This is a genomic window from Nonomuraea roseoviolacea subsp. carminata, from assembly GCF_024172185.1.
Lineage (GTDB): Bacteria > Actinomycetota > Actinomycetes > Streptosporangiales > Streptosporangiaceae > Nonomuraea > Nonomuraea roseoviolacea.
This window is the reverse complement of the sequence record NZ_JAMZEC010000001.1, coordinates 2,880,026-2,897,463: the sequence shown is the minus strand read 5'-3', so window position 1 is coordinate 2,897,463 and position 17,438 is coordinate 2,880,026. Positions and strand designations below refer to the sequence as shown.

The 17,438-nt window shown below is 73.2% G+C and carries 19 protein-coding genes; 9 read left to right on the top strand and 10 right to left on the bottom strand.

Features of this window, described 5'->3' with window-relative positions; translation table 11 throughout:
• Positions 1-2: 2 nt before the first annotated feature.
• Positions 3-2,582, bottom strand: a complete 2,580-nt coding sequence (hrpB, locus tag HD595_RS13335) for an ATP-dependent helicase HrpB (protein WP_253768851.1) — start codon at positions 2,580-2,582, stop codon at positions 3-5.
• Positions 2,572-2,955 (bottom strand): ArsR/SmtB family transcription factor, encoded by a 384-nt coding sequence (locus tag HD595_RS13330; protein WP_253768849.1) that lies wholly within the window; start codon positions 2,953-2,955, stop codon positions 2,572-2,574. The genes hrpB and HD595_RS13330 overlap by 11 nt, the downstream gene beginning before the upstream one ends.
• Before the next feature lie 91 nt (positions 2,956-3,046).
• Here HD595_RS13330 and HD595_RS13325 point away from each other — a divergent pair, with 91 nt between their 5' ends.
• Together HD595_RS13325 and HD595_RS13320 are read left to right on the top strand one after the other, a co-directional pair.
• Positions 3,047-4,210, top strand: coding sequence for an MFS transporter (locus HD595_RS13325; RefSeq protein WP_253768848.1), 1,164 nt, complete (start codon positions 3,047-3,049; stop codon positions 4,208-4,210).
• Positions 4,182-4,559, top strand: coding sequence for a hypothetical protein (locus tag HD595_RS13320; RefSeq protein WP_253768846.1), 378 nt, complete (start codon positions 4,182-4,184; stop codon positions 4,557-4,559). The genes HD595_RS13325 and HD595_RS13320 overlap by 29 nt, the downstream gene beginning before the upstream one ends.
• Positions 4,560-4,572: 13 nt before the next feature.
• Here HD595_RS13320 and HD595_RS13315 read toward each other — a convergent pair whose 3' ends face one another.
• The 3 genes from HD595_RS13315 to HD595_RS13305 form a co-directional block, all read right to left on the bottom strand.
• Positions 4,573-5,403 carry an undecaprenyl-diphosphate phosphatase gene (locus tag HD595_RS13315; protein ID WP_253768844.1) on the bottom strand — a complete coding sequence of 277 codons (831 nt, stop codon included), beginning with the start codon at positions 5,401-5,403 and terminating at the stop codon, positions 4,573-4,575.
• Positions 5,404-5,443: 40 nt separating this feature from the next.
• Entirely contained in the window at positions 5,444-6,325 is an 882-nt protein-coding gene (locus tag HD595_RS13310) for a MurR/RpiR family transcriptional regulator (protein WP_253768842.1), read from the bottom strand.
• 120 nt (positions 6,326-6,445) lie between these two features.
• Complete coding sequence (locus HD595_RS13305) at positions 6,446-7,255, bottom strand: NAD(P)H-binding protein (protein WP_253768840.1); 810 nt, start codon at positions 7,253-7,255, stop codon at positions 6,446-6,448.
• A 74-nt stretch (positions 7,256-7,329) separates the two neighbouring features.
• Here HD595_RS13305 and HD595_RS13300 point away from each other — a divergent pair, with 74 nt between their 5' ends.
• The 4 genes from HD595_RS13300 to lipB all read left to right on the top strand — a co-directional run bounded on the left by HD595_RS13300 (position 7,330) and on the right by lipB (position 9,663).
• The gene (locus HD595_RS13300) at positions 7,330-8,253 is read left to right on the top strand and encodes an AraC family transcriptional regulator (RefSeq protein WP_253768838.1); all 924 of its coding nucleotides are present in this window, start codon (positions 7,330-7,332) and stop codon (positions 8,251-8,253) included.
• A complete protein-coding gene (locus tag HD595_RS13295) occupies positions 8,250-8,756 on the top strand; it encodes an HAD domain-containing protein (protein ID WP_253768836.1) in 507 nt (168 codons plus the stop codon). Before HD595_RS13300 ends, HD595_RS13295 begins: the two co-directional genes overlap by 4 nt.
• Before the next feature lie 62 nt (positions 8,757-8,818).
• Positions 8,819-9,001, top strand: a complete 183-nt coding sequence (locus HD595_RS13290; protein ID WP_175595164.1) for a PspC domain-containing protein — start codon at positions 8,819-8,821, stop codon at positions 8,999-9,001.
• A gap of 26 nt (positions 9,002-9,027) precedes the next feature.
• Complete coding sequence (gene lipB, locus HD595_RS13285; protein WP_253768834.1) at positions 9,028-9,663, top strand: lipoyl(octanoyl) transferase LipB; 636 nt, start codon at positions 9,028-9,030, stop codon at positions 9,661-9,663.
• An 11-nt stretch (positions 9,664-9,674) separates the two neighbouring features.
• Here the strand turns inward: lipB and HD595_RS13280 are convergent, their stop codons facing one another.
• Positions 9,675-11,201, bottom strand: a complete 1,527-nt coding sequence (locus HD595_RS13280; RefSeq protein ID WP_253768833.1) for an amino acid permease — start codon at positions 11,199-11,201, stop codon at positions 9,675-9,677.
• Between the two features lie 73 nt (positions 11,202-11,274).
• Positions 11,275-12,201, bottom strand: a complete 927-nt coding sequence (locus HD595_RS13275; RefSeq protein WP_253768832.1) for a zinc-binding dehydrogenase — start codon at positions 12,199-12,201, stop codon at positions 11,275-11,277.
• A 64-nt stretch (positions 12,202-12,265) separates the two neighbouring features.
• Between HD595_RS13275 and HD595_RS13270 the strand changes: the two genes are divergently transcribed.
• Complete coding sequence (locus HD595_RS13270) at positions 12,266-12,850, top strand: TetR/AcrR family transcriptional regulator (RefSeq protein ID WP_253768830.1); 585 nt, start codon at positions 12,266-12,268, stop codon at positions 12,848-12,850.
• Positions 12,851-12,864: 14 nt separating this feature from the next.
• Here the strand turns inward: HD595_RS13270 and HD595_RS13265 are convergent, their stop codons facing one another.
• Positions 12,865-13,491 carry a TetR/AcrR family transcriptional regulator gene (locus HD595_RS13265; protein WP_253768828.1) on the bottom strand — a complete coding sequence of 209 codons (627 nt, stop codon included), beginning with the start codon at positions 13,489-13,491 and terminating at the stop codon, positions 12,865-12,867.
• Between the two features lie 109 nt (positions 13,492-13,600).
• Here HD595_RS13265 and HD595_RS13260 point away from each other — a divergent pair, with 109 nt between their 5' ends.
• Complete coding sequence (locus HD595_RS13260) at positions 13,601-14,677, top strand: Gfo/Idh/MocA family protein (RefSeq protein WP_253768826.1); 1,077 nt, start codon at positions 13,601-13,603, stop codon at positions 14,675-14,677.
• 63 nt (positions 14,678-14,740) lie between these two features.
• Here HD595_RS13260 and HD595_RS13255 read toward each other — a convergent pair whose 3' ends face one another.
• The gene (locus tag HD595_RS13255) at positions 14,741-15,283 is read right to left on the bottom strand and encodes a type 1 glutamine amidotransferase domain-containing protein (RefSeq protein WP_253768825.1); all 543 of its coding nucleotides are present in this window, start codon (positions 15,281-15,283) and stop codon (positions 14,741-14,743) included.
• A 31-nt stretch (positions 15,284-15,314) separates the two neighbouring features.
• On the bottom strand, positions 15,315-15,683 hold the full coding sequence (locus tag HD595_RS13250; protein ID WP_253768823.1) for a ribosomal maturation YjgA family protein: 369 nt from the start codon (positions 15,681-15,683) through the stop codon (positions 15,315-15,317).
• Positions 15,684-15,729: 46 nt separating this feature from the next.
• On the opposite strand from HD595_RS13250, the gene HD595_RS13245 reads away from it, so the two are divergent.
• Entirely contained in the window at positions 15,730-17,370 is a 1,641-nt protein-coding gene (locus HD595_RS13245; RefSeq protein WP_253768822.1) for an ABC-F family ATP-binding cassette domain-containing protein, read from the top strand.
• The last annotated feature ends 68 nt before the right edge of the window (positions 17,371-17,438 follow it).

Below are 17,438 nucleotides of genomic sequence, written 5' to 3'. Positions count from 1 at the left end.
GGTCACGTTCTCCTGTTCGTGCGGCTCGTGGGGGTCGCCGTCAGCGGGTCCTCCGGCCAGGGGTGCCGGGGGTAGCGGCCGCGCAGCTCCGCCCGTACCGCGCGATAGCCGTCTCGCCAGAACGACGCCAGATCGGCCGTCACCGCCACCGGACGCCCAGCCGGGGAGAGCAGGTGAACGAGCAGCGGCACCCCCGCGATGGACGGCGCGCCGTCCCATCCGAACAGCTCCTGGAGCTTCACCGCGAGCACCGGCCGCTCCTGCGAGTAGTCGATCCGGACGCGTGAGCCGCTGGGCACCTGGACGCGCTCCGGCGCGACCGCCTCCAGCCGCTCGCTCCACGGGACCAGGCACAGCAGGGCCGCGGCCACGTCGATCCGCTCCAGATCGGCGCGGCGGCGGGCCCTGGACAGTTCGGGCTCCAGCCACCGGTCGGCCAGATCCGCCAAGGCTTCCATGCCGGGCCCGGCGCCGCCCACGTCCGGCCACGGCTCCCCGACGGCGCGGTGACAGAACGCCAGCCGGGCGCGTACCGCCAGCGCGTCCCTCGTCCAGGTCAGGACGTCCTCGGTGCGCAGGCCGTGCAGCAGCGCCGCGCGCACGTCCGCGTCGGGCAGCGGCGCGGACGACAGCTCGATCGCGCCCAGCCGCTCGACGACCCGCGCCGAGACGTCGCCGCGCCGCTCGCCCGGGGGCACGCGCCAGGCGACCTCCTCCTCAGCCGTGACGGGATGGGCGAGCCGCGCGGTCGCCTCGTCGATCTCCACGGCCTGCCGTACGCGCGCCGACGCCGAGCCGGTGGGACGGTCCGCCACCGCCACCGCCAGCCACGGGGCGCCCGCGAGCCTCGAACCCTCGCCGAGCGCGGCGGCCGTGCCGGAGGCCATCAGGTAGCCGCCGCCGCGCCGCCTGGCCACCCGCTCGGGGAACGCCAGAGCGACCACCAGCCCCGCGAACGCGTCATCACCCAAGCCCCCACCGCCACGGCTCCCGGTGTCGCGATGGCTTCGGGAGGCGCCGACGCCCTCGGAGGTGTCGCCGCTCTGAAAGGTGCCCGCACGTCCGGCGGCGCCACCGTTCCCGGCCGCGCCGCCACCGCCCGGCGCGAGTGACCTCGACAGGCGCCTGACCTCCTGGCGCCAGCGGGACGCGAAGGCGTCGCCGCCGCGCCGGGCCGAGCGCCAGACCTCCACGAGGTCGTCGCCCGCGTCGCGCGGAAGCTGCTCCGACAGCAGGGCGACCACCTCGGCGGCGCGCGGGCCGGCGTCGATGAGCGCCCGCGCCAGCCGGGGGTGCAGGCCGAGCCCCGCCATCCGCCGGCCCCGGGCAGTCACCCGGCCGCCGTCCAGGGCGCCGAGGTCGGTCAGCGTCGCGGTGGCGGCGGCCATCGCCGCGTCGGGCGGCGGGTCGAGCAGCGCCAGCGCCGCCGCGTCCGGCACGCCCCAGCAGGCCGCCTGGAGGGCGAACCCCGTCAGGTCGGCGAGCGCGATCTCGGGTCGCGGATGCTCGGCCAGCCGCTCGTGCTCGGCCTCGGTCCAGCAGCGGTACACGGTGCCGGGGGCCTCGCGGCCCGCCCGTCCGGCGCGCTGGACGGCGCCGGCCCTGGAGACGCGGACGGTCGTGAGCGAGCCGAGGCCGCGGGCGTGGTCGGTGCGCGGCTCGCGGGCCAGCCCGGAGTCCACGACCACGCGGACGCCCGGCACGGTCAGGCTCGACTCGGCGACCGACGTGGCCAGCACCACCCGGCGCCGGGTCCCCGGCGACAGGACGGCGTCCTGCACGCGGGCCGGCGCCTGCCCGTGCACCTGGAGGACCTCCACGCCGTCCCCGCCGCCCTCGCCGTTCCCGCCGTTCCCGCCGTTCCCGCCGTTCATGTCGTTCGTGACGTCCCGCAACAGGCCCGCCACCCTGGCGATCTCGGCCGTGCCGGGGAGGAAGCACAGCACGTCGCCCTGGCGTTCGGCCAGGGCCCGCCGGACGACCTGGGCCACGTGGGCGAGCAGCGCCGGATCGACGCGCATCCCGTGCGGCGGCGGGAGCGGGCGGGCCGGCGGAGCCCACACGGTCTCCACCGGGTGGGGCGTGCCGGACGCCGCCACGACCGGCGCGCCGCCGAGCAGCCGGGACCACGGCGCGGCGTCGGCCGTGGCGGAGGTGGCCAGCAGGCGCAGGTCGGGCCGGAGCGTCTCGCGTACGTCGAGGAGGAAGGCGAGCGCGGTGTCGGCGTCCAGGTGACGCTCGTGGCACTCGTCCAGCACGACGACGTCGGCGCCGGGCAGTTCGGGGTCGTGCTGGAGGCGCTGGAGGAGCAGGCCGGTGGTGACGACCTCGACCCTCGGGTCGGCGCCGGTGTGCCGCTCGCCGCGGATCGCGTAGCTCACGCCCATGCGGCGGGCCGCGGCGCGGACGGCGAGCCGCCGTGGCTCGGCCACCAGCACGCGCAGCCCGGCGTCGGCCAGGGCGAGGGGCACGACGGTGGTCTTGCCGCTGCCCGGCGGCGCGGTCAGCACCGCCGTGCCGTGCGCGTCGAGCGCGCTCAGCAGCTCGGGCAGCGCGTGACGTACGGGCAGCTCACCCGCCATGCGCCGGGACGCTTTCGACGGCACGGACACCCTCGGCCCGCGCGGTCGCGAGGACGGCGTCGTCGGCGCGCGCGGCGGCGAGGACGGAGTCGAGGAGGCCCGGGAAGCGGGCGTCGAGGTCGTCGCGGCGCAGGCGCATGAACTTCAGCCGCCCCACCTGCCGGGTCATCACCACGCCGGACTCGCGCAGCATGCGGTAGTGGTGCGAGGCCGTGGACTTGTGCACGCCGAGCTCCTCGCCCACGCCCGAGCACGTCTGCTCCTTCTGGACGGAGAGCCGGACGACGATCTCCAGCCGCACCGGGTCGGCCAGCGCGCGCAGAACCTCGGTGAGCTGGATGGATTCCGTCGCCGGATGCGGTAGCAGGCGCATGGTCCGAACCCTATCTCCGTCTAATCGTTTGACAACCATAAAACTATGCGACAGTTTGATGGACGTCCAACTGACGTGTACGGAGGATGATGTGACATCCCGGCTCTACCCCCTGGCGCTGGGCAATTTCGCCACCGGCACCGGCATGTTCGTGACCGCCGGGCTGCTGCCGCCGATCTCCCGCGACCTCGCCGTCTCGCCCTCGGCCGCCGGCCAGCTCATGACCGTGTTCGCCCTGGCCTACGCCGTGCTGTCGCCCCTGCTCGCCGCCGCCACGGCCCGCATGTCGCGTCGCGCGCTCCTGCTCGTCGCGCTGGCCGTCCTCGTCGTCGGCAACGTACTGACCGCCCTCGCGCCCACGTATCCGCTGGTCCTGGCGACGCGCGTGGTGGCGGCGGCCGGAGCGGCGATGTTCACGCCCACGGCGTCCGGCGTGGCGACGGCGCTGAGCTCGCCCGAGCGGCGGGGCCGCGCGCTGGCGCTGGTGATGGGCGGGCTGACCATCGCCTCGGCGATCGGCGTGCCCCTCGGCACCTGGCTGGGTGGCGTGGCGGGCTGGCGGGCCACGATGTGGCTGGTCGTCGGGCTCGGCGTCGTGGGCTTCGTCGGCGTGGCCGCCGTGGTGCCGGACGTGAAGGTGCCCACCTCGGGCCGGCTCGCCGAGCGGTTCGCGCCGCTGGCCGACCGGCGGATGCTCGCGGTGCTGGTCACCCAGCTCCTCTTCTTCGCCGCCGGCTTCACCGCCTACGTCTACATCGGCTCGCTGTTCGACCTGCCGCTGCCCGCCGTGCTCTGGGCGTGGGGCGTGGGCGGCGTCGTGGGCAACCAGCTCGGCGGGCGGCTGACCGACACGTACGGGCCGCGCCGCATGGTGCTGATCGGCCTGGCCGCGTCCACCGTGGCGCTCGGGCTCATCCCCGTCGCCAACCTCGCGCTGCCCGTCGCGCTGGTGTGGGCGTTCCTGTGGGGTGTGCTCGGCTGGATGATCGCCCCCGCGCAGCAGTACCGGACGGTCGGCGCCGTGCCCGGCAACGTGTCGATCGGCCTCGGCCTGCTCGCCTCGGCGCAGTACTTCGGGCTGGTCGTGGCGGGTGTCACGGGCGGGGTGGCCCTCGGCTGGTACGGCCGGGCGGGCGTCGAGATCCTGGCGACCGCGATCGGCCTGGTGGCGGTGCTGTTCACGCTGGCGACCTATCGGCCCGTCAAGGATGCACCAGAATGGGCGGGTGTCCGAACAGCAGATCGACCCGCGTGACGAGCCCGCCCCCTTCGGCGCCGTCGTCCTCCTGACCGTCGCCTCGGCCGTGGCCGTCATGGCCGTCACCAGCCTGATCGACGAAGCGCCCGGCCTGAAATTACTCCTGCTGGGGCCGATCGCGCTGGTCGTGTTCGAGGTGGTGGTCCACGAGGTGTGGTGGCAGCGCTGGTGGGGCGCGCTGCCGGGAGCCGTGCTGGGGCTGACGCTGTACTTCGAGGGCCGCGAGGCGCTGGCCGACGTCGTCGGCGACTCGTGGGCCCATCCGATCGCGTACGTCGCGTCCTGGGCCCTGTTCGCCGTCGTCTTCGCCCTGGCCAGCCGCTATCCGCGCACCCTGAGCGCCTAGTGGCCCAGCGGCGTCAGCCCTGGGCGGGGATCCAGTTCAGCGTGACCGCGAGGATCACGAACAGGCCGAGCGCGATGCGGTAGACGACGAAGCCGGTGAAGCGGTGCTTGCTGATGTACCGCAGGAACCACGCCACCGCCGCGTAACCGACGACGAACGAGATGAGCGTCGCCAGGATCGTCGGCCCCCAGGCCGGCGACTGCCCGCCGCCGATCTCGCGCAGCTCCAGCAGGCCCGACGACAGCACGGCCGGGATGGCGAGCAGGAACGAGTACTTCGCGGCGTCCTCGCGGCGGTAGTCGAGCAGGAGGCCGGCCGTGATGGTGCCGCCGGAGCGGGAGACGCCCGGGATGAGCGCCAGCGCCTGGGCGAAGCCGTACACGATCGCGTGGGGGAAGCTGAGGTGCTTCTGCAGCGTCAGCTTGTTGCGGGCGGTGCGGTCGGCCCACCACAGGATGAGCGCGAAGACCACCAGCGTGGTGCCCACGATGCGCAGGTCGCGGAAGACCGTCTCGATCTGGTCCTTGAACAGCACGCCGAGCACGCCGATGGGCAGGCTGCCCACGATCACGTACCAGCCCATGCGGGCCGCGTGGTGGGAGCGCAGCGCCGGCCTGAACAGGGATCGCGTCCAGATGGAGACGATCTCCCAGATCTCGTGCCGGAAGTAGATCAGCACGGCGGCCTCCGTGCCGAGCTGGATCACCGCCGTGAAGGCGGCCCCCGGGTCCTGCCAGCCGAAGAACGCCGACACCACCCGGATGTGGGCGCTGGAGGAGATGGGCAGGAACTCGGTCAGCCCCTGGAGGAGGCCGAGCACCACCGCTTCGAACCAGCCGATCACCGGAGCACCTTTCCGAAACCGTGAGAGTGACGGTGTGAGGCTAGCGGATGCGGGGACCGAGCAGTTGCTCACGTAGGGCGGTGAGCTGGCGGGAGTGCTCGACCGGGCGGGTCCCGTCGAGCGTGTCGAGGGCCAGCAGCAGCGCGTCGGCCACCATGATGCCGGTCAGGGGCCCGGCGGTGACGCCGGTCTGGGAGTGGGGCGCGGCCAGGACGGCGTCGACCTTGCCGGCGAACGCGCCGCCCGGCTCGCCGGAGACGAGCACGACGCCCGCGCCGACCGCGCGGGCCCGCTCGACCAGCACGGTGAGCTCGCGCGGCTCGCGTTCCGGCTGGAACATCACCACGGCCTCGCCGTGCCGCAGCGACAGCAGGTCGTCGGCCAGCGCGAAGCCGGTGGCGGAGGTGGCGCGGGCGCGGTGGCCGCGCCGGCCGAGCTTGAGCGCGAGGTGGCGGGCGGAGGGGTCGGACGCCCCGGTGCCGTAGACGAGGATCGCGCTCGCGCCCGCCATCACCTCGACCGCGCGCCGGAACGACTCGGGGTCCCACAGGCGGCGGCAGTGGTCGACGCGCTCGCGCGCCTCGTCGAAGACCCGCTCCCAGATCTCGGACAAGTCGTGGCCGACGTGGCCGGCGCTGGTGCGCAGGCGCACGTCGGGAGCCGCCGTCGAGGTGAACCCGGCCGCGAGCGCGCGCTTGAGCCCCGGCAGGCCGCCGAAGCCGAGGCGCTGCATGGTGCGCACCACCGTGGCGTTGCTCGTGCCGGTGGCCGCGCCGAGCTCCTGGGCGCTGGAGAACAGGATCTGGTCGGGAGAGGCCGAGACCAGGAACCGGCACACGGCGCGCTCCGCCGGTGACAGGTCCTCCCACAGGTGCCTGATCGACGCCCTGAGCCGCTCGACGGGACTCTGTGGACTCTCCATTACGGCCCCTGGCTCACGTGTAGTGCCCATTACCGAACGTCACAAGATCCTGGCCGGTTCAAGGAGCACCGTCAAGTCGTGAGGGGGCCGCCGGATCGCCCTGTCCGGCCTGAGGCGACGTCACCTCACCAGGTCACGGGCCCAGTTCCGGGCGAAGGCGGCGAAGTCGCGAGCGGGGCGGCCGAGCGCCTCCCGCACCCCGTCCGCCACGTACGCGTTACGCCCGTCCAGCACCTCGGCGAACAGCGCGTTCAGCATCTCGATGTCCTCGGCGGGCACGCCGGCCTCGGCGGCGCCCGCGGCGAACTCCTCGGGCTCGACCGGCGCGTACTCCACCGGCCTGCCCAGTGCGGCCGACAGCTCGGCGGCGACATCGGCGAAGGTCAGCAGCCGCGGCCCGGTCAGCTCGTAGACCCGCCCGGCGTGCCCGTCCCCGGTCAGCGCCGCCACGGCCACGTCCGCGATGTCGTCGGCGTCCACGAACGGCTCGGCCACGTCCCCGGCGGGCAGCGCGATGACGCCCGCCTGGACCGCGTCCAGCAGGTAACCCTCGTTGAAGTTCTGCATGAACCAGGCGCAGCGGACGATCGTCCACTCCAGCCCGGACTCCTGGACGATGCGCTCGCACGCCTGGGCCTCCGGCTCGCCCCGGCCGGACAGCAGCACCATCCGCTTGACGCCGCTGTCGACCGCGAGCTCGGTGAGCGCGCGGATGTCGGCCTGCGAGCCGGGCACGGCCAGGTCGGGGTAGTAGGTGACGTACATCGACTCGGCGCCCTCCAGGGCGGCCGGCCAGCCGTCGAGGTCGGCCCAGTCGAAGGCCGGCGAGGAGGAGCGGGACCCGGAGCGCACGGGACGGTCGAGAGCGGTGAGCCTGTCGATCACACGGCGGCCGGTCTTGCCGGTGCCGCCCAGCACCAAAGTTGTCATGACTCCAGTAAGCCCGGAGATCGCTGGACTCTCCATGGTTGAGAAGCGCACTTCCATATGCGATCGTCTAACCCATGGATCATCTGGCCGCGCTGCTCGACGGCCCCCGCGCCCGCGGCGCCTTCCTGCTCCGCTCGCTGCTCGACCCGCCCTGGTCGCTGCGCGTGCAGGACGAGGCGCCGCTGACCCTCGCCGCGCTCGTCCGGGGCATGGCCTGGGTCGTGCCGGACACCGGCGACCCCGTGCGGCTCTCCCCGGGCGAGGTGGCCCTCCTGCGCGGCCCCCACCCGTACACCGTCGCCGACGACCCCGGCACCCCGCCGCAGATCGTCATCCACCCCGGCCAGCGCTGCACGACGCTGGACGGCGAGGCGGTCTACCAGTCGATGGAGCTGGGCGTGCGGACCTGGGGCAACGACCCCGACGGCTCGACCGTGCTCATCACCGGCACGTACCAGATGGACGGCGAGATCAGCCGGCGGCTGCTGGACGCGCTGCCGCTGCTGCTGGTCCAGCCCGGCGGCCCGGTCATCGGGCTGCTCGGCGCCGAGATCGTCCGGGACGACCCCGGCCAGGAGGTGGTGCTCGACCGGCTGCTCGACCTGCTGCTCATCTCCACGCTCCGGTCGTGGCTGAACGACAACGACGCCCCCGCCTGGTACCGCGCGCAGAGCGACCCCGTGGTGGGCAGGGCCCTGCGCATGATGCACAACAACCCCGCACACCCGTGGACGGTGGCCTCGCTCGCCGCCGCGGTCGGAGTCTCGCGGGCGTCGCTGGCCAGGCGTTTCACCGACCTGGTGGGGGAGCCGCCGATGGCGTTCCTCACCGACTGGCGGCTCGCACTGGCCGCCGACCTGCTGCGCGAGCCCGACGCCACGATCGGCTCCGTCGCCCGCAAGGTCGGCTACGGCAGCTCGTTCGCGCTCAGCGCCGCCTTCAAGCGCGTGCGCGGGATCAGCCCGCAGGAGCACCGGGCCGGGGCGGGCAGCCGATGAAGCCGCTGCTGCTGCTCGACGTGGACGGGGTGCTCAACCCGTTCCGGCGGCCCGACCTCGGGTACCGGCGCTACCAGTGCGCGATCGGCGACCAGGTGTACACCGTCCACCTCAACCCCCGGCACGGCGCCCGGCTGCTGGAGCTGGCCATCGCGACGGGCGCGGAGCTGGCCTGGGCCACCACCTGGGAGCACCACGCCAACGAGTGGATCAGCCCGCGCATCGGCCTGCCCGAGCTGCCCGTCGTGCCCATGGGGCCGGTGCTGGGCAGCACGGCGGGGGAGATGTTCAAGACCCCGCACGTGGCCGAGTGGGTGGAGCGCAGGCCGTTCGTCTGGTTCGACGACCAGGTGCGCCCGGAGGACGAGGACTACCTCAGGGGGCACCGGGGTCTGGACGATTTCCTGCTCGTTCCGGTGAACCCGAGAGACGGCCTGACCAGCGCGCATCTGGACGCGGCCCGCCGGTGGCTGACCCTGTCAGGGTTTTCTCAGGGTCCCTGAGGGGAGAGCGGACGTCTGGTTGTCCGTTGTTCGGGATAGGTGCAACCACACGGAGGAAACAGATGTACCGCTCACGAGAGCACAGGATCCTGGCCGGCGTCTGCGGCGGTCTCGCCGACAAGATGGGCCTGCCGCCCACGCTGGTTCGCATCCTGTGGCTGATCCTGTCGCTCCTTCCCGGCCCGATGTGGGTCCTGTACGTCGCCATGTGGATCCTCGTCCCGGAGGAGCCGAGGAAGTACTGACCGGCGGGGCGTTCTATCCTCGAACCATGAAGCCCAGGCCGCTGACTCTCATCCAGGACGAGCTGGTCGACTACGACAAGGCGATGGAGCGCATGGGCGACCTGGTCGCCGAGCGCCAGCGGGACGAGCGGCCGGACACGCTCTGGCTGCTCAGCCACCCGTCGGTCTACACCGTCGGCCGCCGCACCCCGGCGGCCCACCTGCCCGACCCGTCGCGCGGCATCCCCGTGGTCGAGACCGGCCGCGGGGGGCAGCTCACCTACCACGGCCCCGGCCAGCTCGTCGGCTACCTCATCGTCAAGCTGGCCGAGGGCGAGGGCATCGTGGACTACGTCCGCGAGGTGGAGCTCCGGCTGGTCGAGGCGCTGGGGGCGCTCGGCCTGCCCGCCGAGCGCCGTGACACCCCGCCGGGCTCGGAGCTGCTGACGGGCGTCTGGACGACGACCACCGGGCGCAAGGTCGTCTCGATCGGCATGCGGCAGAGCCGCGGCGTCACCAGCCACGGCTTCGCCCTCAACGTCGACGGCGACCTGGAGCCCTGGAACTGGGCGGTGGCCTGCGGCATGCCGGACGTGGACATGACCTCGCTCAAGCGCGAGCTGGGCGAGACCTCCATGGACCGGGTCCGCGCGGCCGTGGCGGCCTCCTTCGAGGCCGCCTGACCGGTCGTTCGTCAGCTGATCGGGAGCTCGTCGACGGTGCGGCGGGGGCCGGTGAACCAGTGGCGGGCCGACAGGACCCACCACAGGGCGATGGCCAGCAGCACGCCCCCCACCGCGAGCGGCGCGTAGTTGACCGAGGTCCACGCGAAGTCCGGATTGCCCGGAACACCCGCCGGTGAGAGCGGCATGATGAAGTACACCGACACGATGGCGATCTCCACGCAGGCGATCCAGCCCATCACCCGGTACTTCCGGCCCAGCGTCCAGGGTCCGGGCCTGAACCGGTCGCCCATCTTCAGCCGCAGCCAGATCGGGATGATGAACGCCAGGTACAGCCCGATGACCGCGATCGACACCACGGCGTAGAACGCCACCGGGGTGGTCGTGCCGGCGGGCGCGTACAGGGCGGGCAGGGTGATCAGGGCGGCCACGGCGCACCCCGCGATGATGGCGTTGACCGGCGTGCGGTTGCGGTCCACCTTGGACCACAGCCGCCAGCCCGGCACCGCGCCGTCGCGCGAGAACGCGTACGTCATCCGCGACATCGACGTCACGCAGCTCATCCCGCAGAAGAACTGGCCGATCGTGGAGATGGCGAACACCACGGTGGCCAGCGGCGAGGAGAGCGCGGTCTCGAAGATGGCGCCGACGAAGCCGGACTGCTTGTTGATCTCGTCCACGTGCGTCGCGGCGAACAGGAACGACAGCAGCAGGATCCAGCCGCCGATCGCCGAGTAGAAGATCGACTGCCAGAGGCCGCGGGCCGCCGTCGTGGAGGCGCCCTGGGTCTCCTCCGACACGTGCGCGCACGCGTCGAAGCCGGTGATCGTGTACTGCGTGAGCAGGAAGCCCAGCGGCAGCACGTACAGCCAGAACGTGAAGCCGTTCGTGGTGCCGAAGCCCGAGTTGTTGAGCTTCTCGGTGAAGACGAACGCCGCGGACTGGTGGTGGTCCGGCGCGAAGATCAGGATCGCGACGATGATCGCGGCGCCGGCCACGTGCCACCAGACCGAGATGTTCTGCAGCAGCGAGATGAGGCGGTGACTGTAGATGTTGATCAGCGCGTGGAGCACGAGGATGACCACGAAGAGGAGGAACGCCTGCGGCAGCGTGGCCTCCCAGGCGCCTCCCGTCAGCCGGTTGAGGGTGATGCTCAGGAAGGTCGCGCAGCCGTAGTCCACGGAGGCGGTCACCGCGATGAGCCCGATGAGGTTGAGCCACCCGGTGAACCAGCCGTGCACCGGCTTGCCCATCGTGGCGGCCCACCAGTAGATCCCGCCCGCGGTCGGATAGGCCGAGACCAGCTCCGACAGGCAGAACCCGATGATGAGAATGAACGCGGAGATCAGCGGCCAGCCCCACGAGATGGCGATGGGGCCGCCGTTGTTCCATGCCTGTCCGAAGGTCGTGAAGCAGCCGGCGAGGATCGAGATGATGGAGAAGGAGATCGCGAAGTTGGAGAAACCGCTCCAGGTCCTGGCCAGCTCCTGCTTGTAGCCGAGCTCGGCGAGCCGCCTGGAATCCTCTTCAGTGGTCATGAGGTCTCCCTGTAAGCGGGGGGAGTCACTGATTGGTATAGCTGTAGACCATTTCGGAGATGAGGGCAAGGCGTTACAGGGGATTTTTGACAGCGTCATCGGTTTTTGTCGGCTTTATGTCGATAACTGCCTTGCCGTGCACCTTTCCAGCCAAGATCGCGGCTACCGCCTCGCCGGGCCGCTCCCATGACCAGCGCCCGCCCACCCCGGCCGACAGCTCGCCCCGCGCCAGCAGTCCCACGAGGAACGCCAGGTCGGGCGCCGGGGCGCTGGGGTCGCCGACGGAGCTGAGCGTCCGCGCCGCGCCGGGCATGAACGTGGAGTTCGGCTCGAACACCGCCGGCTCGCCGGCCGCCCACCCGATGCTCTGCAGGTTGCCGCCCGGCCTCAGCAGCCGCCAGGCCGCCACCAGGTACGGCCCGCCGAGCACCTCGACGACCGCGTCCACCGGCTCGACGCCGGCGAGGTCCGTCACCGTCTCCACTCCCAGGTCGTCCGCCCGGGCCGCGTCCCGGACGTGCGCGACCACGTGTGCCCCGGCCCGCCGGGCGAGCTGGACGGCCAGCCGCCCCACCGCGCCGGTGGCGCCCGTCACGAGCACCCGAGAGCCCAGCAGCGGGCCGGCGGCCCGCAGGGCGCGCACCGCGGCGATGCCGGCCATCGGCAGCGCGGCCGCGTCGGCCAGGTGGACCCCGTCCGGCACCACGGCCAGCGCGTCCACCGGGAACGCCGCCCGCTCCGCCCACGCGCCCGCCCCGAAGGCCACCACCCGGGCGCCGGCGGCCGGACCGGTGCCGTCCACGGCGGGCTCGACCACCACGCCGGCCGCGTCGTAGCCGAGGATCGCGCCGTCGGGGAAGTGGCCGATGTGGTGCACCTCGGACGGGTTGACGGAGGCGTGGTGGATCTCGACGAGCGCCTCGCCGGGGCGGGGCTCGGGGTCGGGGACGGTGGCGGGCGCGGCGGGGAAGGTCCCGCCGGAGACGGTCAGGGCACGCATCACGAAACTCCTCGGCTATGCGGACCGGCGGTCCGGTTGTCTGGCCGGGATAGTATGGGGACCGTTGGTCCGTTTGCAAGCCGGCGAGAGGGGCGAGGTGCGAGCCGACGCGACGCGCAACCGGGAGGCGATCCTGCGCGCGGCCGAGGAACTACTGGCCGCGCACGGGGCCGAGCACGTCTCGCTGGACCGCGTGGCGGCCGCGGCGGGCGTGGGCAAGGGCACGGTGTTCCGCCGGTTCGGCAGCCGTACCGGGCTGTTCCAGGAGCTGCTGGCGGAGCGCGCGGAGGCGCTGGCGCGCGCCATCGACACGGCCGGCTCGCCGCTGGGGCCGGGCTCGCCGCCGCGCGCGCGGCTGCTCGCCTTCCTCGACGAGCTGGCGGGGCTGGCCGAGCGCAACCTCGCGCTGTTCGCGGCGCACGAGCGGGCGTGCGCGGACGACAAGTACGCCGACCCCACGTACGTGCGCTGGCACGGGCACGTCACCGCGCTGGTGGGGGAGGCGCGGCCCGACCTCGACGCCTCCTTCGCGGCCCACGCCCTGCTCGGCCTCTTCGACGCCGACCTGGTCGGGCGGGTCATGGCCGAGGGCGGCGTGACCCGGCTGCGCTCCTCGGTCCGCGGCTTCGCCGAAGCGCTCCTGGGCTGATCCCCGCCGGAAGGTCAGGCGGGGAAGAGGGTGCGCAGGGCCAGGGCGGCCACCTCGCGCAGCTCCTCGCGCGTGCGGCCGCTCGCCGCCTGCACCGCGATGCCGTCGGTGACGGTGTGGACGAGCCGGGCGAGCACGCCGGGGTCGCAGCCCGGCGGCAGGTCGGGCGCGCCCTCGAAGCGTCGCCGCAGCGCCGTCTCGCCGGCCTTGCGGCACGCGATCGCCGCCTCGCGGGCGGCGACGGAGTCGGGGCCGCAGGCGTGCACGCTGTTGACGTTCAGGCAGCCGTGCGGCCGGTCGGGGCCCGTGGTGAGCTCGCCCGTGGTGAGCTCGCCCGTGGTGAGCTCGCCCGTGGTGAGCTCGACAGCGCCCTCGACCAGGCGCTCGATCACCTCGCGGACGGTCGGCGCGGTCAGCGCCTCGGCGGCGAAGGCGCCAGGGCCGGCGACGTAGCGGTCGAGCGCCTTGGCGAACAGCTCCTCCTTGTTGCCGAACGCCGCGTACAGGCTGGGCCGGTTGACGCCCATGGCGGCGGTGAGGTCCGACAGCGACGTCCCCTCGTACCCCTGCCGCCAGAACACCTCCAGGGCCCGGTCCAGCGCGACGTCGGGGTCGAAGGCGCGCGGCCTGCCGCCCGGCATGCGTTCCTCCTCGGAGTTTTTTACCTATCGGTACGTTACCCCTTGGCAGCGCGCCCGGCCATCCCTTAGTTTCATACCGATAGGTACATAACTGGGAGAGGTCGTAAGGATGATCAGAGCCGGAGTCGTCGGGGCCAGCGGCTGGGCGGCCGGGTCGCACCTGCCCGCGCTGACCGCGCTGGACGGGTACGAGGTGACGGCCGTCGCGACCACGAACATGACCAGCGCCCACAAGGCCGCCGCCGAGCACGACGCGCGACTGGCGTTCGACGACGCCGGCGAGCTGGCCGCCCACCCCGACGTGGACCTGGTCGTGGTGTCGGTGAAGGCCCCCGGGCACGCCGCGGTGATCAGGGCCGCCCTGGAGGCGGGCAAGCACGTGGTCTCGGAATGGCCGCTCACCGTGGACCCGGCCGAGGCGGACGAGCTGGCCCGCGCCGCGTCGGAGGCCGGCGTGGTCAACGCCGTCTGCCTGCAGGGACGTCACTCGCCGGACGCGCTCTTCGTGCGCGACCTGCTCGCGGCGGGGCGCATCGGCCGGCTGGAGTCGGCCGTGCTGGTGGCCGCCGGCGACCCGCTCGGCGGCGCCGTCATCCCGGCCGGCATGGAGTGGAGCACCGACCCCGCCGGCGGCACCACCGTCCTGACGATCATGGCCGGCCACTTCCTCGCGACACTCGACCGGATCACCGGGCCGCTGGTGGAGGTGTCGGCACGACTGCCCCGCCGCCACGACGAGGTGACCGTCGCCGGCACCGGCCGCACCGTCCCCAACCGGGTGCCGAGCCAGGTCCTGCTCCAGGGCACGCTGGACGGCGGCGCCACCGCCTCGGCCGTGGTCCACGGCGGCAGCGGCAGCCCCGACGGGTTCCTGATCAAGCTCGTCGGCTCCGAGGGCTCGCTGACCGTGGCGCCCACCCGGCCCGGCGCGTACCTGCACTGGACCGACTGGGACATCCGGCTCGGCGGCGAGCCGGTCGAGGTACCCGCTTCCTACCGGACCGTCCCCTTCGACCCGGCGGGCGGGCCCGTCGCCAACGTCGCCGCCTTCTACCAGGAGGTCGGGCGGGCGATCAGCGAGGGCCGGCCGGCCGCGACCGACTTCCCGACCGCCGCGCGCCTGCACCGGCTGCTCGCGGCCGTCGAGCGCGCCGCCGCGAGCGGCGGCACGGAAGAGGTCGCTTGAGCGTCGGGCGGCACGGAAGAGGTCGCGTGAGCGTCGGGCGGCACGGAAGAGGTCGCGTGAGCGTCAGGAGCTGAACGCGTCGACCGCCGCCTGGTTGAACGCCTTGAGGTCGTCCGGCTTGCGGCTGGTGACCAGCACGCTGCCGTTGTGCGTGTCGACCACGACCTCCTTGTCCACCCAGGTGGCGCCCGCGTTGCCCAGGTCGGTCCGCAGGCTCGGCCAGGACGTCATCGTACGGCCGCGCACCACGTCGGCCTCGACCAGCGTCCAGGGCGCGTGGCAGATCGCGGCCACCGGCTTGCCCGCGTCGAAGAAGCCGCGGACGAACCCCACGGCCCGCTCGTCCATCCGCAGGAAGTCGGGGTTGGCCACGCCGCCCGGCAGCACCAGGCCGTCGAAGTCGGATGCGGAGACCTCGTCCACCGTGGCGTCCACCGCGTAGGTGCCCGCCTTGTCGAGGTGGTTGAACGCCTGGATCCGCCCCGAGTCGGTCGAGACCAGCTTCGGGGTGCCGCCGGCCTGCTTGACGGCCTTCCACGGCTCGGTCAGCTCCACCTCCTCGACACCCTCAGGGGCGACGAGGAACGCGATCGTCTTGCCGTCCATGATCAGGGTCCCTTCGTTGGAGTGGGTGTCCTCACCCCCTATCCGGCCGGTCCTGATGTATGCGCCCCAGCGCGTACGCGTGGACGGCCCACGCGGCGGCGGCCCCCACGGCGTACCAGAGCAGGTCGGGCGGGTTGAACGTGCTGCCCAGCACCGGCCGCAGGACCGGCGGGATCTCGGCGAGCTGGGCGAACTCGATCACCCAGCTCAGCCCGGCCGTCACGAGCGCCGCCATCACGGGCCGGACGCGCGGGGCGGCGAGCACGACGAGCGCGTAGATCAGCACCGTGTAGAGCGCGTCGCCCGCGTACTTGGCGAAGGCGCCGCCGGTCAGCGCCCGCACCCCCAGCCCCGCGGCGACGGTCAGGACGGCGGCCAGCAGGACGGGAAGACGCGGCATCGGGCCACGATATTCGGGTTGACCGGTCTCGGTAGCATCGGACCACATGAGCGCGACCATGGTGGTGAAGGACCTCGCGGCCGGACACGGCGACCGGGTGCTGTTCTCGGGGCTCGACGTCGTCGTGAGCCCCGGCGACGTCATCGGGCTCGTGGGCGCCAACGGCGCGGGCAAGTCCACCCTGCTGCGCATGCTGGCCGGCCTCGACGCCCCCGAGGAGGGCGGCGTGCGCCTGAGCCCCGCCACCGCGACCGTGGGCCACCTCCCGCAGGAGCCCGAGCGCAGGCCCGGCGAGACGGTCGGCGCGTTCCTCGCCCGGCGCACCGGCGTGTCGGCGGCCCAGCGCGACCTCGACGCGGCCACGCAGGCGCTGGTCGAGCAGGCCCCCGGCGCCGACGACGCCTACAGCGAGGCCCTGGAGCGCTGGCTCGCGCTCGGCGGCGCCGACCTGGAGGAGCGCGCCCAGGAGGTGGCCGCCGACCTGGGGCTCGACGTGGGCCTGGAGCAGCCGATGACCTCGCTGTCCGGCGGCCAGGCGGCCCGCGCCGGTCTCGCGTCGCTGCTGCTCAGCCGGTACGACCTGTTCCTGCTGGACGAGCCGACCAACGACCTCGACCTCGACGGGCTGGAGCGGCTGGAGCGGTTCGTCACCGGGCTGCGGGCCGGCACGGTGCTGGTGAGCCACGACCGCGAGTTCCTGGCCAGGACCGTCACCAAGGTCCTGGAGCTCGACCTCGCCCAGCAGCGGATCCGCCTCTACGGCGGCGGCTACCAGGCGTACCTGGAGGAGCGCGAGGTCGCCCGGCGGCAGGCCCGCGAGGACTACGAGGAGTACGCCGACACGCGCTCCCAGCTTGAGGCGCGCGCCCGCACCCAGCGCGCCTGGATGGAGAAGGGCGTCAAGAACGCCCGCCGCAAGGCCACCGACGGCGACAAGATCGGCCGCAACATGCGGGTCGAGTCGACGGAGAAGCAGGCCGCCAAGGCCCGCCAGACCGAGCGGCTGATCGAGCGCCTGGAGGTCGTGGAGGAGCCGCGCAAGGAGTGGGAGCTGCGCATGGAGATCGCCGCCGCGCCCCGGTCGGGCGCGGTCGTGGCGACGTTGCGCGGTGCGGTGGCGCGGCGGGGCGCGTTCACGCTGGGGCCGGTCGACCTGGAGGTCGGCTGGGCCGAGCGGATCGCGATCACCGGCGCCAACGGCTCGGGCAAGACGACGCTGCTCGGCGCGATGCTGGGCCGGGTCCCGCTGGACGAGGGCCACGCCGCGCTCGGCCCGGGTGTGGTGGTCGGCGAGGTGGACCAGGCCAGGGGGCTGTTCGAGGGGGAGGAGCCGCTGCTCGACGCGTTCTCCCGGCACGTTCCCGGCATGGCGCCGGCCGACGTGCGCACGTTGCTCGCCAAGTTCGGGCTGCGGGCGGCGCACGTGCTGCGGCCGGCCTCGACGCTGTCGCCGGGCGAGCGCACCCGCGCCGCGCTGGCGCTGCTCCAGGCCAGTGGCGTCAACCTGCTGGTGCTGGACGAGCCGACCAACCACCTCGACCTGCCGGCGATCGAGCAACTGGAGTCGGCGCTCGCCTCCTACCCCGGCACGCTGCTGCTCGTCACGCACGACCGCCGGATGCTGGACGCCGTCCACGTGGATCGCCGGCTACGGGTCGAAGCGGGCAAGGTCGTCGAGACCGACTGAAAATTTACACCGGATCAGGAAACGAAGATGAAACAATTTTCCGCGACTCGTTGACACGCGATGTTCGT